Here is a 13540-nt window from a genome sequence, read left to right as displayed (position 1 = left end):
AATCTGACATTTTCCCCTTGTCCAATAGCCTGACGGACACAGAGGCCTGACTAAGCTGTAGATCGTCACCTGCCGATGAGCTGTCGCCGCCAATGAATGATGTCACCGCGAACCCCGCCACCACCTACGCCTGGGAAGGCACGTTGCGCAATGGCCGCAAGGTCTCTGGCGAAACCCGTGGCCATAGCCCCGCCATGATCAAGGCCCAATTACGCCGGCAAGGTATCAACCCGCTTCGGGTACAGATGCGCTCCAGCCTCCTTTCGGGCCTGGGCACCCCCATCACCCCGGCCGATATTGCGCTGTTCACTCGCCAACTGGCCACTCTGCTGAGGGCGGGAATCCCCCTGCTGCAAGCCTTCGACATGATTGGCGAAGGCTTTGACAGCCGCGCCATGCGCACGATGGTCCAGGGATTGAAGCAGGAGATTGCCGCAGGCAACAGCCTGACCGGCGCATTATTGAAACAGCCGCAGTGTTTCACCCCACTGTATTGCAGCCTGATCGCGGCCGGCGAACAGGCTGGCACCCTGGAAACCCTTCTGGAACGAGTAGCCACCCACCTGGAAAAGAGCCAACGCCTCAAGGCCCGGATCAGGAAGGCCATGACCTATCCGCTGGTGGTCCTGCTCGTGGCGGCGCTGGTCAGCAGCATCTTGCTGATCCACGTCGTACCCCAATTCGAAAGCCTGTTTGCCGGCATCGACACACCGCTGCCGCGCTTTACCCAACTGGTTATCCTGCTGTCCGAATTCATGCAGAGCGCATGGTGGATGCTGTTGTTGGCCGTGGCCGCGACTGCCTGGGGGATACGCCGTGGCTACCGTCGACACAACGGCTTGCGCCTGTGGCTGGACACTGGTTTGTTGAAACTGCCGTTGGCAGGCACACTGCTGAAAAAAACCGCTGTCGCCCGCTACGCTCGCACACTCGCCACTACCTTCGCCGCCGGCGTGCCGCTGGCACAGGCGTTGGATTCAGTGGCCGCAGCCACCGGCAACGAGCGGTTCACCCAGGCAATCACGCGCATGCGCCAGGACGTGGCAATAGGAATGCAATTGAATCAATCCATGAGCGCCAGCGGCCTGTTCCCTGGCATGGCGATCCAGATGACAGCCATCGGCGAAGAGTCGGGCACGCTGGACAGCATGCTGGAGAAGGTCGCCGAGCATTATGAAACGGACGTCGACAACCTGGTGGACAACCTGACCAGCCTGATGGAGCCGCTGATCATGGTGGTGCTCGGCAGCATTGTCGGGGCGCTGGTGATCGCCATGTACCTACCGATCTTCCAGCTTGGCACGGCGTTTTGAACATGACCCTGGAGCAACTCCTGATCCTCCACCCCTGGCTGTTCGTCTGGGCTGCACTGGTGCTGGGACTGATCGTTGGCAGCTTCCTCAACGTGCTGGTCTGGCGCCTGCCGAAAATGCTCGAGCGGGACTGGCGCGCCCAGGCCCATGAAATACTCGGCCTGCCCCCGGAGCCCAGCGGCCCGACCTATAACCTGCTGCACCCCAACTCCTGCTGCCCGCACTGCTCACAGCCGATTCGCCCGTGGCAAAACATCCCGGTGCTCAGCTACTTGCTGCTGCGGGGGCGCTGCGCGCAGTGCCACGCCTCCATCAGCCCACGCTACCCGCTGACCGAACTGGCCTGCGGGCTGCTCTCGGCATTTATTGCCTGGCACTACGGCTTCGGCTGGCCGGCCGCTGGAGTGCTGTTCTTGAGTTGGGGCCTGCTGGCTATGAGCCTGATCGACGCCGATCACCAACTGCTGCCGGATGTGCTGGTGCTGCCACTGCTGTGGCTGGGGTTGATCCTCAATTATTTCGAGTTGTACACGCCCCTGCCCGATGCCCTGTTGGGCGCGGTTGCCGGTTACTTGAGCCTGTGGTCGGTGTTCTGGCTGTTCAAGCTGTGCACTGGCAAGGACGGCATGGGCTATGGCGACTTCAAGCTACTGGCCCTGCTCGGCGCCTGGGGTGGCTGGCAGATCCTGCCGCTGACGCTGCTGCTGGCATCGCTGGTGGGCGCGATAGCAGGGGTGATTCTGTTGCGCATGCGTAACGCGCAGACATCGGTGCCCCTGCCGTTTGGTCCCTATCTGGCGATTGCCGGCTGGATTGCATTGCTCTGGGGTGGTCAAATAACCGACTTCTATTTGCAGTCTGTCGGTTTCAGATGACCACTTCTGTCGCAACACCCTGGATTCTTGGCTTGACGGGCGGCATCGGCAGCGGCAAAAGCGCTGCCGCCCAGCACTTTATCGACCTTGGCGTAGACCTTATCGACGCCGACCATGCCTCGCGCTGGGTGGTGGAGCCCGGTCGGCCGGCGTTGGCAAAGATTGCCGAGCACTTTGGCAGCGCGATCCTGCTGCCCAATGGCCAGTTGGATCGCGCTGCCTTGCGCAAGCGTATTTTCGAGGCGCCGCAAGAACGCCTGTGGCTTGAGGCCCTGCTGCACCCACTGATTGCCGACGAGATCCGCAGCCATCTGGCCCGCGCCCGCTCGCCCTATGCGATCCTGGTGTCGCCGTTGTTGATCGAGTCGGGCCAGCACACCATGACCCAGCGCATCCTGGTGATCGATGTGCCGCAATCAACACAGATTCAGCGTACCCTGCTGCGCGATGGCATCAGCGAAGGACAGGTGCAGGCAATTCTCAAGGCCCAGGCCTCACGGGAAGATCGCCTGCGCCATGCCGACGATGTACTGGTCAATGACCAGGACCTGGCCTGGCTACAGGCCGAGGTCGAGCGACTGCACCACTTTTACCTTACTTTGCGTGGAGGCCGAACATGAGCCAACCCTTGACCGTCGAATGCCCAACCTGCGGCGCCCCCGTGGAATGGAAAGCGACCAACCTCAACCGGCCATTCTGCTCGGATCGCTGCAAACTGATCGACCTGGGTGCCTGGGCCTCAGAGGAACACAAGATTCCGGTCAGCCCGGACGCCGAAGACGAACTGTTCTCCGAAGACCTGCCACCGCGCGCCCACTAAGGCCGCATAAAGCCGTAGTCCTGTTGGTCGTCGAGGTTTTCCGCTAAAAACTGCAACTCGTCGGCCAGGTCTTCGGCACTACGTACACCCTTGCTCTGCTGCACCACTGCACTGAGCAAGGCGCGCAGGCTCAAGCCCGGGTCAAAACCGATTTCCTGTGCCGCATCCTGGCTTCTGCGCAACTCCTGCCGTGCCCACTCGTACACACTCATGATCGTGCTCCTGGAAGTTTCGCAGAGCATGCGACCACTTTTGCGTCACGCCTTTGATTTGGATCAAGGGCGTGAATTGTCATCTTTCCAGGGCGCCGAGAGGTAGCGCGTGCGGTTGAAAGTCTCAAGCCATTCCGGGCAAAACACCACCAGCGCACTGATCACCATGCCGTTGATAAACGCTTCGGGAAAGATGATCAGCCACAGGTAACCGATGAAGTCCTCGATCCACTCGGGCATGGCAAAGCGCCCGTCCAGCCACAGCAGGCCCAGGCCGGCCAACAGACACAGCAACGCCGACAATGCGGCGGCAAAAAAGCCGGAACAGAAGATATACACGAAGGGATTGCGCGGCTGCGCCCGTTCCACCAGCAACGCGCACGTCTCAGTCACCAATACAGGCAAGAAGACCAGCAGCGCGCCGTTGACCCCGACTGCCGCCAAGTCCTGGCGCCCGAGCACCACTAGGCCCAGTTGCGCCGCGAGCCCGCCGACGATTGCCAATGGCCAGTCGAGCAGCAGGGTCACGGCGGTCATGCCGATAAAGTGGTAGGACACCCCGGTGTCGAAGTCCCGGCGCACCAACCACAGCATGAACAGCGCGAACACCGTGCCAAATAACAGATGCTGGCGCCGCCGGTCGGCAAACAGTTCGACCCAGGACGAGCGCAGGATCGCCCATACAATCACCGGCGCATACAGCAGCCAGCCCAGCCACAGGGTGTGCGGTGCCAGCACGGCGGCGCTGATCACGGCTGCACCTGCTCCAGGGCCTGGCGCAGTTCGGCGGCAGAGGCGTACTCATGGCGCGCCACCAGCTTGCCGTCTTCCAGTTGCAGCCACAGCACTTTATCCACAGGCGCCGAATAACGCGGAGCAATCCGCGCATCACGGTCAAGCATCACCCGGTAGTTGTAGGCCCGCATCGCAGGGACCGCGAAGAGCTTGGCGATCAGCCTCGGCATGCGCTGGATATCGGCGACAAACACCCCATGGCGCGCCTCCAGATACCCCTTGGGCTGGCCCTGCAATGCCGTATCCACCAGTTTGGCCGCGTCCATGCTGCGCGCCACCAGCAGGACCTGCGCCTGGCTATCCAGGGTGTAGGCCTGGTCGAATTGATCGAGCAGGGTCCACGGCGCCAACCGCTCCCCGAGTTCAACCGCCTGGGCCCACAGGGGCAGAAAGCTCAGAAATACCGCAAGCAAAAACCTCACCGCAAACTCCTTGTGCAAAACCGTCAACCGAACCGCCAGTCTACACCGAGCCTTTTCACACGGGACTTCCTGCGGTCATCATTTGAACGCTAAGCTGGAACCATGGATGACTCAGATTATTTGCGCCTGCTCACCATAGCAGCCGAACAAGCCAACGCGTTCCTGTCCAATGCCCGCAAATGGGAGCGTGAGCGTTGGGTCTGCCAGCGCCTGCTGCAAGGCCTGAATGTGCCCTACCGCGCCGAAGAGTTTCATGCCGCGGGTCAAGAACCGCCCGATGTGCTGTTTCGCGATGCCAGTTTCGAGGTGTTTTTTGTCCTCGACGAAGGCCGCCGCCTGAATGACGAATGGCGCGACGAACTGCTGCGCCGGCGCAGTGCCTTTTCCCTGAGCCAATTGGTGCGGCGCGAGGCCAAGCCCAGGCGCATTCCCGCCCATGAATTCCTCCTGCGCCTGGCGCCGACCCTGCGCAAGAAAGCCCATAACTACAAAGAACGCGGCATGGACTTGGGTGAGCTGGATATCATCGCCTTCGCCAGCCTCAAGCGCGAAGTGCTGGACCTCAACAGCCATTTCCCGCCGCCCACCGAGTACCTGCGCCAGGGCTGGCGCTCGCTGTCATTGGTCGGTCCGACCTTTGCGCGGGTGCTGTTCGCCCATCCGGACGCGCCGGATTTCTTGCGCAACAACCTGGGGCGCAGCATAGTGTTCGATGTGGGTATCAGCCTGTAACGTGGTGCCCTTCTGCAACGTCTACCTGACGAGGCCTTTATGACCAGCCGCCTGAACCCTGACGACCAACAACATGTCGAAGAGTACCTGCAACTGTCCCAGCACCAGGTTGAGCGCAAGCCTTTCCGGCCGTGGCTGCTCCTTGGGGTGGTACTGGTTGTGGTGATTGGCCTGGGCATTCTGAGCCGTCTTTTGAGTTACCTGACGCTATGAGCTGCCTGGCGCTCGCTCGGGTAACTGCACCGATTTCTTTTAGCCTTGCGAGATACCCCCATGACCCATCGTATTATTATCGTCGGCGGCGGCGCCGGCGGCCTGGAGTTGGCTACCCGCCTGGGTAAGACTCTGGGCAAGCGCGGTACCGCCAGCATTACGCTGGTCGATACCAACCTGACCCATATCTGGAAGCCCCTGCTGCACGAGGTGGCGGCCGGCTCGCTGAACTCTTCTGAAGACGAACTCAATTATGTTGCCCAGGCAAAATGGAACCACTTCGAGTTCCAGCTAGGGCGCATGAGCGGGCTCGATCGTGAACAGAAGAAAATCCAACTGGCCGCAACCCTTGATGAAGAAGGCCGCGAGCTGGTGCCTGCACGCGTGCTGGGGTATGACACCCTGGTGATTGCCGTCGGCAGCACCACCAATGACTTCGGCACCGAAGGCGCGGCACAGCACTGCCTGTTCCTCGACACCCGCAAGCAGGCCGAACGTTTCCATCAGCAATTGCTCAACCACTACCTGCGCGCCCATGCCGGGCAAACCGATGTGGTGGAACAAATCAGCGTGGCAATCGTTGGCGCTGGCGCTACCGGTGTCGAGTTGGCCGCCGAACTGCACAACGCCGCCCATGAACTGGCGGCCTATGGCCTGGACCGGATCAAGCCGGAAAACATGCACATCACCCTGATCGAAGCCGGCCCTCGGGTATTGCCAGCCCTGCCAGAGCGGATCAGCGGGCCTGTGCATAAAACCCTGGAAAAGCTTGGCGTGACGGTCATGACCAACTCGGCCGTGAGCGAAGTCACTGCCGACAGCCTGATTACCAGCAGCGGCCAGGTGATCCCCGCCAGCCTCAAGGTGTGGGCCGCCGGGATTCGCGCGCCAGGTTTCCTCAAGGACATCGACGGCCTGGAGACCAACCGCATCAACCAATTGCAGGTGCTGCCAACCATGCAGACTACCCGTGACGAGAATATCTTCGCCTTCGGTGACTGCGCCGCCTGCCCGCAGCCAGGCACCGACCGCAACGTTCCACCACGGGCGCAAGCAGCCCACCAGCAGGCGTCACTGCTGGCCAAGTCCCTGAAATTACGCATCGAAGGCAAGACACTGCCCAGCTACAAGTACACCGACTATGGCTCCCTGATCTCGCTGTCGCGTTTTTCGGCTGTGGGTAACTTGATGGGCAACCTGACCGGCAGTGTGATGCTCGAAGGCTGGCTGGCGCGGATGTTTTATGTGTCGCTGTACCGCATGCACCAGATGGCGTTGTACGGGTTCTTCCGCACGATGATGTTGATGCTGGGCAGCAAGATTGGCCGAGGCACCGAGCCGCGGCTCAAGCTCCACTAACAACGCGCCCAGTGTGGGGCTGCTCAATGTGGGAGGGGGCTTGCCCCTTCCCACATTTGATCGAGGTAACTTCAGCTTTTGCACAGGCAAAAAAAATCCCCGTATCTTTCGATACGAGGATTTTTAATATGGTCGGGGTAAGGGGATTCGAACTCCTGACATCCTGCTCCCAAAGCAGGCGCGCTACCGGACTGCGCTATACCCCGGTAAAAAAAAGGCGACCTTTTCAAGTCGCCTTCTTCGATCAGGACTTTTGGCCTCTGATCTTAAGATTCGATTCCAGCGTTAACTGGTCTCAAAAATGGTGGGTCGTGTGGGATTCGAACCTACGACCAATTGGTTAAAAGCCAACTGCTCTACCAACTGAGCTAACGACCCAAAAATGGTCGGGGTAAGGGGATTCGAACTCCTGACATCCTGCTCCCAAAGCAGGCGCGCTACCGGACTGCGCTATACCCCGGTTTGAAATTGGCTCCGTGACCAGGACTCGAACCTGGGACCCAATGATTAACAGTCATTTGCTCTACCGACTGAGCTATCACGGAACTACATATTTCAAAGTACTACGATACTGCTTACTACCTTCTCTTCAACCCGTCCGTATCGCTACGTTCGTGTGTCTGAGGCGCGCTATTCTACAATCTTAAAAACCCCTGTCAACCCTTTAAATTGCTTTTAAGACAATGATTTGCGCTTCTTTCTGATTTCTCCTTGGGGAGAAGAAACCCGTGGGCTGACGTTGCTGCGGGGCGCACTTTACAAGCCTTTGCCTTACAGTTCAACGCCCTATCGAAAAAAAAGGCCCCGCAATGCGGGGCCTCTGCTTATAACCACCAGTTGCAGGCTTAGTGGAAGACGATTTCGTCGTTTTCCACGGTGGCCTTGACGCTGGTCCCCGGCATAAAGCTGCCCGAGAGGATCAGTTGCGCCAGCGGGTTCTCGATCCAGCGCTGGATCGCACGTTTCAAAGGCCGTGCGCCATACACCGGGTCGTAGCCAACCGCGATCAACTTGTCCAAGGCCTCGCTGCTCAGTTCCAGCATCAGCTCGCGCTCTGCCAGACGGCTGCGCAGGCGACCCAGTTGGATCTCGGTAATGCCAGCGATCTGATCCCGCGCCAAAGGCTCGAAGATCACCACTTCGTCGACCCGGTTGATAAATTCCGGGCGGAAGTGGCTGGTCAGCGCGTCCATTACCGCAGCACGCTGGCCTTCACGATCCCCGACCATCTCCTGGATCTGTACCGAGCCCAGGTTGGAGGTCATCACGATCACCGTATTACGGAAGTCCACGGTACGCCCGTGGCTGTCTGTCAGCCGGCCATCTTCCAGCACTTGCAGCAACACGTTGAACACATCCGGGTGGGCCTTCTCGACCTCATCCAGAAGGATCACCGAGTAAGGCTTGCGCCGTACCGCTTCGGTCAGGTAGCCGCCTTCCTCGTAGCCCACATAGCCTGGTGGCGCTCCGATCAAACGAGCCACGGAGTGTTTCTCCATGAACTCGGACATATCAATGCGCACCATCGCCTCTTCAGTATCAAAGAGGAACTCGGCCAGGGCCTTGCACAGCTCGGTCTTGCCCACACCGGTCGGGCCGAGGAACATGAACGAGCCACTCGGGCGATTCGGGTCGGACAAACCGGCCCGTGAACGCCGCACCGCATTGGACACTGCCACCACGGCCTCTTCCTGGCCAATCACGCGCTGGTGCAACAGGCTTTCCATACGCAACAGTTTGTCACGCTCGCCTTCCAGCATCTTCGACACCGGAATGCCGGTCCACTTGGACACAACCTCGGCAATTTCTTCCTCGGTCACCTTGCTGCGCAGCAACTGGTTTTCGCTGTGGCCATGCTGGTCGACCATTTGCAGGCTGCGTTCCAGATCCGGGATCACCCCGTACTGCAACTCGGCCATGCGGTTCAGGTCGCCTTTACGGCGGGCAGCTTCCAGTTCCTGGCGCGACTGCTCTATTTTTTGCTGGATCTGTGCGGAACCCTGTACTTCGGCTTTTTCCGAGGTCCAGATTTCTTCCAGGTCCGAATACTCACGCTCCAGGCGGACGATTTCTTCCTGGAGTTTTTCCAGGCGTTTCTTCGCCGCGTCATCGTCCTCTTTTTTCAGCGCCTGGGATTCCACTTTCAGTTGAATCAGGCGGCGCTCCAAGCGGTCCAGCACCTCAGGCTTGGAGTCGATCTCCATGCGAATCCGGCTGGCCGCTTCGTCGATCAGGTCAATGGCCTTGTCCGGCAGCTGACGATCAGTGATATAGCGATGGCTCAACTTGGCCGCCGCGATGATCGCACCGTCAGTGATTGCCACGCGGTGGTGGACCTCATAACGCTCTTTCAGGCCACGCAGGATCGCGATGGTGTCTTCTTCGCTCGGTTCTTCCACCAGGACTTTCTGGAAGCGACGCTCAAGGGCCGCGTCCTTTTCAATGTACTGGCGGTATTCGTTGAGCGTGGTCGCCCCCACACAATGCAACTCACCCCGGGCCAGTGCTGGCTTGAGCATGTTGCCTGCGTCCATCGAGCCTTCGCCTTTACCAGCGCCGACCATGGTGTGCAGTTCGTCGATAAACAGAATGATCTGCCCTTCCTGCTTCGACAGCTCGTTAAGCAGGGATTTGAGGCGTTCTTCGAACTCGCCACGGAACTTGGCACCGGCGATCAACGCCCCCATGTCCAGGGACAGCAAGCGCTTGCCCTTGAGGCCGTCCGGCACCTCACCATTAATGATGCGCTGGGCCAGGCCTTCGGCGATGGCAGTTTTACCCACCCCAGGTTCACCGATCAGCACCGGGTTGTTCTTGGTACGACGCTGCAGGACCTGGATGGTGCGACGAATCTCGTCATCACGCCCGATCACCGGATCCAGCTTGCCGTCTTCGGCGCGCTTGGTCAGGTCGACGGTGTATTTGTCCAGGGCCTGGCGTGACTCCTCATGATTGGGGTCATTCACCGCCTCGCCGCCGCGCAGGTTGTTGATGGCATTTTCCAGGGCCTTTTTGCTCACGCCCTGGCCCAGCAACAACTTGCCGAGCTTGCTGTTGTCATCCATGGCGGCGAGCAACACCAGTTCGCTGGAGATGAACTGGTCACCCTTCTGCTGGGCCAGGCGATCTGCCTGGTTGAGCAGGCGCGCCAAATCCTGGGACATATTCACGTCGCCCGTCGGATTCTGGATTTTCGGCAGTTGGTCGAGCTCTTTGCTCAACTCTTTGCGCAGGCTGTTGACGTCGAAGCCCACCTGCATCAACAGGGGCTTGATAGAACCACCCTGCTGTTCGAGGAGTGCCTGCATCAAGTGCGCGGGCTCGATGGCCGGATGGTCGAGGCCAACCGCCAGGGATTGGGAATCCGATAACGCCAATTGTAATTTGCTGGTTAAACGATCAATACGCATTAGTCACCTTCCTTTTGAGCAGGCCGGAGCTATGTGCGAGCGAGCTTGCCCGCGATTAACGCATCCTGAATGAAGAAACCTGCCAGATACCCCTATAGATGGGGTGGATTCTGGAAGATTCAAGCCGGCACTGCTTGATATGGATCAGCAGAGTCTAGCGTTCGAGCCAGATCAGGGAGGCAAATCGACCGGTGCGCGGGCTGCGCCGGTAAGAAAAGAAGCGCGGATCGGTCACGGTGCACAAGCCGCCACCGTAGACGGCGGTGATTCCACGCGCAGCCAGGCGCAGGCGCGCCAACTGGTAGATGTCGGCCAGGAACTTGCCGGGGTTGTGGCTGGGAACGAAGGCCTGCGCGGTTTGCGGGTGTTGCTGCATAAACGCTTCACGCACTTCAGGGCCGACTTCAAAGGCCTTGGGGCCAATCGCCGGACCCAACCACACCAGTACGTCGGTCGGCACAGCCCCCAGGCTGTCGGCGGCAGCTTCCAGTACACCCGCCGCCAGGCCACGCCAGCCGGCATGGGCCGCAGCAACCCGGGTACCGGCCTTGTTGCAAAACAGGGCCGGCAGGCAATCGGCGGTCATCGCCGTGCAGGCGACGCCCGGCGTCTCGGTCCAACTGCCATCAGCCTCGGCAATCTGTCCCGGGTCGGCCTTAACCACGACCACGCCATGCACCTGGCGCAGCCAGGCGGGCTGGATATCGAACGCGGCAGTGAGGCGACGACGATTTTCAAGCACAGCTGCAGGGCTGTCCTCGACGTGATCACCTAGGTTGAGGCTGTCGAACGGCGCCAGACTGACGCCGCCCGCACGAGTGGTGACGCAGGCTTTCACCCCGGCCGGCGCAGGCCAGTCAGGAATCAGCCAGTCATTCATCCGACAAAGGCCTCGCGGTCCTGCTTGAGCAACGACAGCAACCAGACAAAGTCGTCGGGCAGTGGCGATTCCCAGCTCATCCGCTCACCGCTCGTCGGATGATCCAGTTCCAGGAAGCGTGCATGCAGCGCCTGGCGCGGGAACGACTTCAATGACTCAACCATGGTCACGCTGGCGGCCGGCGGAATACGGAAGCGACCACCGTAGGCCGGATCGCCGACCAACGGGAAGTTGATATGCGCCATATGTACCCGGATCTGGTGGGTACGGCCGGTTTCCAGCTTGACCCGCACATGGGTGTGGGAACGGAAGCGCTCCAGCACGCGATAGTGGCTGACGGCCTGCTTGCCGCCCTCCATCACCGCCATGCGCTGGCGCTGCTGGCCGTGACGACCGATAGGCGCGTTGATCTTGCCACCGGCCACGACCACACCAATCACGATGCACTCATAGATGCGGCTGACACTGCGACTCTGCAATTGTGTGACCAACTGCGTCTGCGCCTGGATGGTCTTGGCCACTACCATCAGACCGGTGGTGTCCTTGTCCAGGCGGTGGACGATGCCGCAGCGCGGGACATTGATGATGTCCGGCACGTGGTGCAACAAGGCATTGAGCAAGGTGCCATCAGCGTGCCCGGCCGCCGGGTGAACCACCAGGCCTGCGGGTTTGTTGATCACGAGGATGTCGTCGTCTTCATAGACGATATCCAGCTCGATGTCCTGGGCGATCCATTCTCCCTGGGCTTCCTGCTCGGCAGTCAGCTCAAGAACCGAACCGCCATGAACTATGTCTCGCGGGCGGATAACCGCTCCATCCACAGTCAGGCGGCCGTCTTTGATCCAGGCGGAAAGGCGCGAGCGCGAGTGCTCAGCGAATAGTTGTGCGGCGACTTGATCGAGGCGTTGGCCGCCCAATTCGGACGGCACCTCTGCGCGAAGTTCAATTTTATCGGACATGCTCAGACTAGGCGAGGCACAGCCTTTGGTTTCGGCTGCGCGCTTGTGGTTAAATACGGCGTCTTTTGCCCCGAGGCTTTCATCGGGGCGCTCATCATAACAGGACGGCCCCGCCCAAGACAGCGGCCGTCATAGGGACGCAAGCCGCCATGCAAGTGAAACACCTGCTGCTGATCGCCATCCTCGCCATGACTGCTGCTTGCTCGTCAACAAAGGACGTCGTCGACGAAAACCTCAGTGAAGTCGAGCTGTACCAGCAGGCTCAGGCCGACCTGGACAACAATAGCTACACAAGCGCCACGGCCAAGCTCAAGGCCTTGGAGTCGCGCTATCCGTTTGGCCGCTATGCCGACCAGGCCCAGCTCGAACTGATCTATGCGAACTACAAGAACGCCGAGCCGGAAGCTGCCAAGTCCGCTGCCGAGCGTTTTATCCGCCTGCACCCGCAGCATCCGAACGTGGACTACGCCTACTACCTCAAGGGCCTGACCTCGTTTGACCAGGACGTTGGCCTGCTGGCGCGCTTCCTGCCGCTGGACATGACCAAGCGTGACCCAGGTGCTGCGCGCGACTCCTATAACGAGTTCGCCCAACTGACCAGCCGCTTCCCCAACAGCCGCTACGCGCCGGACGCCAAGCAGCGCATGATCTACCTGCGCAACCTGCTGGCTTCCTACGAAATCCACGTAGCCCACTACTACCTGACGCGCCAGGCTTATGTTGCTGCCGCCAACCGCGGTCGCTATGTAGTGGAAAACTTCCAGGAAACCCCTTCCGTGGGTGATGGCCTGGCAGTGATGACCGAGGCTTACCAGCGCCTGCACCTCGACACCCTGGCGGCTACCAGCCTGGAAACCCTGAAACTCAACTACCCGGACCACCCTAGCCTGCAAGACGGCCAGTTTGTGCCGCAGGTTGCCGAAGCGGACAACCGCTCGTGGTTGAGCAAGTACACCCTGGGCCTGATCGAGTCCCGTCCACCGTTGCCGCCGGGCGAAACCCGCGCCAACCAGGACATCCTCAAGCAGTACCAGGACGCCAAGGACGCCATTCCGTCCGAGCTCAAGCCGCACGACGAGAACGGCGACGTGATCGAGGAAGAAGCACCAGAGGCCCTGGGCAACAACCAGGATCGCTCGTGGTTCAGCTACATGACGTTCGGTGTCTTTGACTGAAACCCGTCTTAGCAGCGCAAGAAGGAGCCCCTCGGGGCTCCTTTTTTTATGGCGCGACTTTATTACCCTGTGCGCCGCTAACATCCTTGGCTAAACTGCCGGATTCCCTGTCGAGAAGCTGCCTGCCATGGTTCGTTTACTGTTCTGGATTGCCCTGATTGCTGCTGCGGTATGGTTCTGGCGCAAATTCAAGCGCCCCGCTTCGACCCAGCAACAGCCCGGCGAACAAAGTGCCGCGCCCATGGTTCGCTGTGCGCACTGCGGCGTGCATCTGCCTCAAGACCGGGCATTGAGCCAACGCCAGGACTGGTACTGCACCCAGGCGCATCTGGAGCAGGGACCGAAATCTATCGAGCGCTGAGTACTCTGGAACGG

15 protein-coding genes and 4 tRNA genes are annotated in these 13540 nt (G+C 60.2%); 9 read left to right on the top strand and 10 right to left on the bottom strand.

Annotated elements, in window-relative coordinates; translation table 11 throughout:
* Positions 1 to 92: 92 nt before the first annotated feature.
* From HBO12_RS05970 to yacG, 4 genes are read left to right on the top strand one after another with little or no spacing between them, the layout of a single operon-like run.
* The gene (locus HBO12_RS05970; protein WP_170041718.1) at positions 93 to 1313 is read left to right on the top strand and encodes a type II secretion system F family protein; all 1221 of its coding nucleotides are present in this window, start codon (positions 93 to 95) and stop codon (positions 1311 to 1313) included.
* A gap of 2 nt (positions 1314 to 1315) precedes the next feature.
* Positions 1316 to 2188 (top strand): prepilin peptidase, encoded by an 873-nt coding sequence (locus tag HBO12_RS05965; RefSeq protein WP_170041717.1) that lies wholly within the window; start codon positions 1316 to 1318, stop codon positions 2186 to 2188.
* Positions 2185 to 2808 (top strand): dephospho-CoA kinase, encoded by a 624-nt coding sequence (coaE, locus tag HBO12_RS05960; RefSeq protein ID WP_170041716.1) that lies wholly within the window; start codon positions 2185 to 2187, stop codon positions 2806 to 2808. Before HBO12_RS05965 ends, coaE begins: the two co-directional genes overlap by 4 nt.
* Entirely contained in the window at positions 2805 to 3008 is a 204-nt protein-coding gene (gene yacG, locus HBO12_RS05955; RefSeq protein WP_092238375.1) for a DNA gyrase inhibitor YacG, read from the top strand. Before coaE ends, yacG begins: the two co-directional genes overlap by 4 nt.
* Here yacG and HBO12_RS05950 read toward each other — a convergent pair.
* The 3 genes from HBO12_RS05950 to HBO12_RS05940 all read right to left on the bottom strand — a co-directional run bounded on the left by HBO12_RS05950 (position 3005) and on the right by HBO12_RS05940 (position 4437).
* A complete protein-coding gene (locus tag HBO12_RS05950) occupies positions 3005 to 3220 on the bottom strand; it encodes a hypothetical protein (protein WP_057441062.1) in 216 nt (71 codons plus the stop codon). The two genes, yacG and HBO12_RS05950, sit on opposite strands and share 4 nt — an antisense overlap.
* Before the next feature lie 63 nt (positions 3221 to 3283).
* Complete coding sequence (locus HBO12_RS05945) at positions 3284 to 3973, bottom strand: energy-coupling factor ABC transporter permease (RefSeq protein WP_170041715.1); 690 nt, start codon at positions 3971 to 3973, stop codon at positions 3284 to 3286.
* On the bottom strand, positions 3970 to 4437 hold the full coding sequence (locus tag HBO12_RS05940) for an FAD/FMN-containing dehydrogenase (protein WP_170041714.1): 468 nt from the start codon (positions 4435 to 4437) through the stop codon (positions 3970 to 3972). Before HBO12_RS05940 ends, HBO12_RS05945 begins: the two co-directional genes overlap by 4 nt.
* 102 nt (positions 4438 to 4539) lie before the next feature.
* On the opposite strand from HBO12_RS05940, the gene HBO12_RS05935 reads away from it, so the two are divergent.
* Genes HBO12_RS05935 through HBO12_RS05925 form a run of 3 tightly spaced genes read left to right on the top strand, consistent with a single transcriptional unit; the run spans position 4540 to position 6741 of the window.
* Complete coding sequence (locus HBO12_RS05935) at positions 4540 to 5169, top strand: DUF1780 domain-containing protein (RefSeq protein WP_029292005.1); 630 nt, start codon at positions 4540 to 4542, stop codon at positions 5167 to 5169.
* 39 nt (positions 5170 to 5208) lie between these two features.
* Positions 5209 to 5382, top strand: coding sequence for a DUF3094 family protein (locus tag HBO12_RS05930; protein WP_169951032.1), 174 nt, complete (start codon positions 5209 to 5211; stop codon positions 5380 to 5382).
* 60 nt (positions 5383 to 5442) lie between these two features.
* The gene (locus tag HBO12_RS05925) at positions 5443 to 6741 is read left to right on the top strand and encodes an NAD(P)/FAD-dependent oxidoreductase (protein WP_170041713.1); all 1299 of its coding nucleotides are present in this window, start codon (positions 5443 to 5445) and stop codon (positions 6739 to 6741) included.
* Between the two features lie 129 nt (positions 6742 to 6870).
* Here the strand turns inward: HBO12_RS05925 and HBO12_RS05920 are convergent.
* The 7 genes from HBO12_RS05920 to rluD form a co-directional block, all read right to left on the bottom strand.
* A tRNA-Pro gene (locus tag HBO12_RS05920) sits at positions 6871 to 6947 on the bottom strand.
* Positions 6948 to 7043: 96 nt separating this feature from the next.
* Positions 7044 to 7119 (bottom strand) — tRNA-Lys (locus tag HBO12_RS05915).
* A gap of 5 nt (positions 7120 to 7124) precedes the next feature.
* Positions 7125 to 7201: transfer RNA gene (locus HBO12_RS05910), tRNA-Pro, on the bottom strand.
* A 9-nt stretch (positions 7202 to 7210) separates the two neighbouring features.
* Positions 7211 to 7286 (bottom strand) — tRNA-Asn (locus HBO12_RS05905).
* Positions 7287 to 7586: 300 nt separating this feature from the next.
* Positions 7587 to 10151, bottom strand: coding sequence for an ATP-dependent chaperone ClpB (gene clpB / locus HBO12_RS05900; RefSeq protein WP_092230488.1), 2565 nt, complete (start codon positions 10149 to 10151; stop codon positions 7587 to 7589).
* Between the two features lie 154 nt (positions 10152 to 10305).
* Positions 10306 to 11031: a peptidoglycan editing factor PgeF gene (gene pgeF / locus HBO12_RS05895; RefSeq protein ID WP_170041712.1), complete on the bottom strand. Its 726-nt coding sequence runs from the start codon at positions 11029 to 11031 to the stop codon at positions 10306 to 10308.
* Positions 11028 to 11990 carry a 23S rRNA pseudouridine(1911/1915/1917) synthase RluD gene (rluD, locus tag HBO12_RS05890; RefSeq protein ID WP_029292014.1) on the bottom strand — a complete coding sequence of 321 codons (963 nt, stop codon included), beginning with the start codon at positions 11988 to 11990 and terminating at the stop codon, positions 11028 to 11030. The genes pgeF and rluD overlap by 4 nt, the downstream gene beginning before the upstream one ends.
* 149 nt (positions 11991 to 12139) lie before the next feature.
* Here rluD and HBO12_RS05885 point away from each other — a divergent pair, with 149 nt between their 5' ends.
* Positions 12140 to 13165 (top strand): outer membrane protein assembly factor BamD, encoded by a 1026-nt coding sequence (locus tag HBO12_RS05885; RefSeq protein WP_169951038.1) that lies wholly within the window; start codon positions 12140 to 12142, stop codon positions 13163 to 13165.
* Between the two features lie 127 nt (positions 13166 to 13292).
* Positions 13293 to 13526, top strand: coding sequence for a PP0621 family protein (locus HBO12_RS05880; RefSeq protein WP_169951040.1), 234 nt, complete (start codon positions 13293 to 13295; stop codon positions 13524 to 13526).
* The last annotated feature ends 14 nt before the right edge of the window (positions 13527 to 13540 follow it).

The sequence above is a fragment of the Pseudomonas sp. WS 5059 genome (assembly GCF_012985525.1).
Classification (GTDB): Bacteria; Pseudomonadota; Gammaproteobacteria; order Pseudomonadales; family Pseudomonadaceae; genus Aquipseudomonas.
The sequence above is the reverse complement of the archived record's forward strand: the minus strand, read 5'-3'. Positions and strand labels throughout refer to the sequence as shown.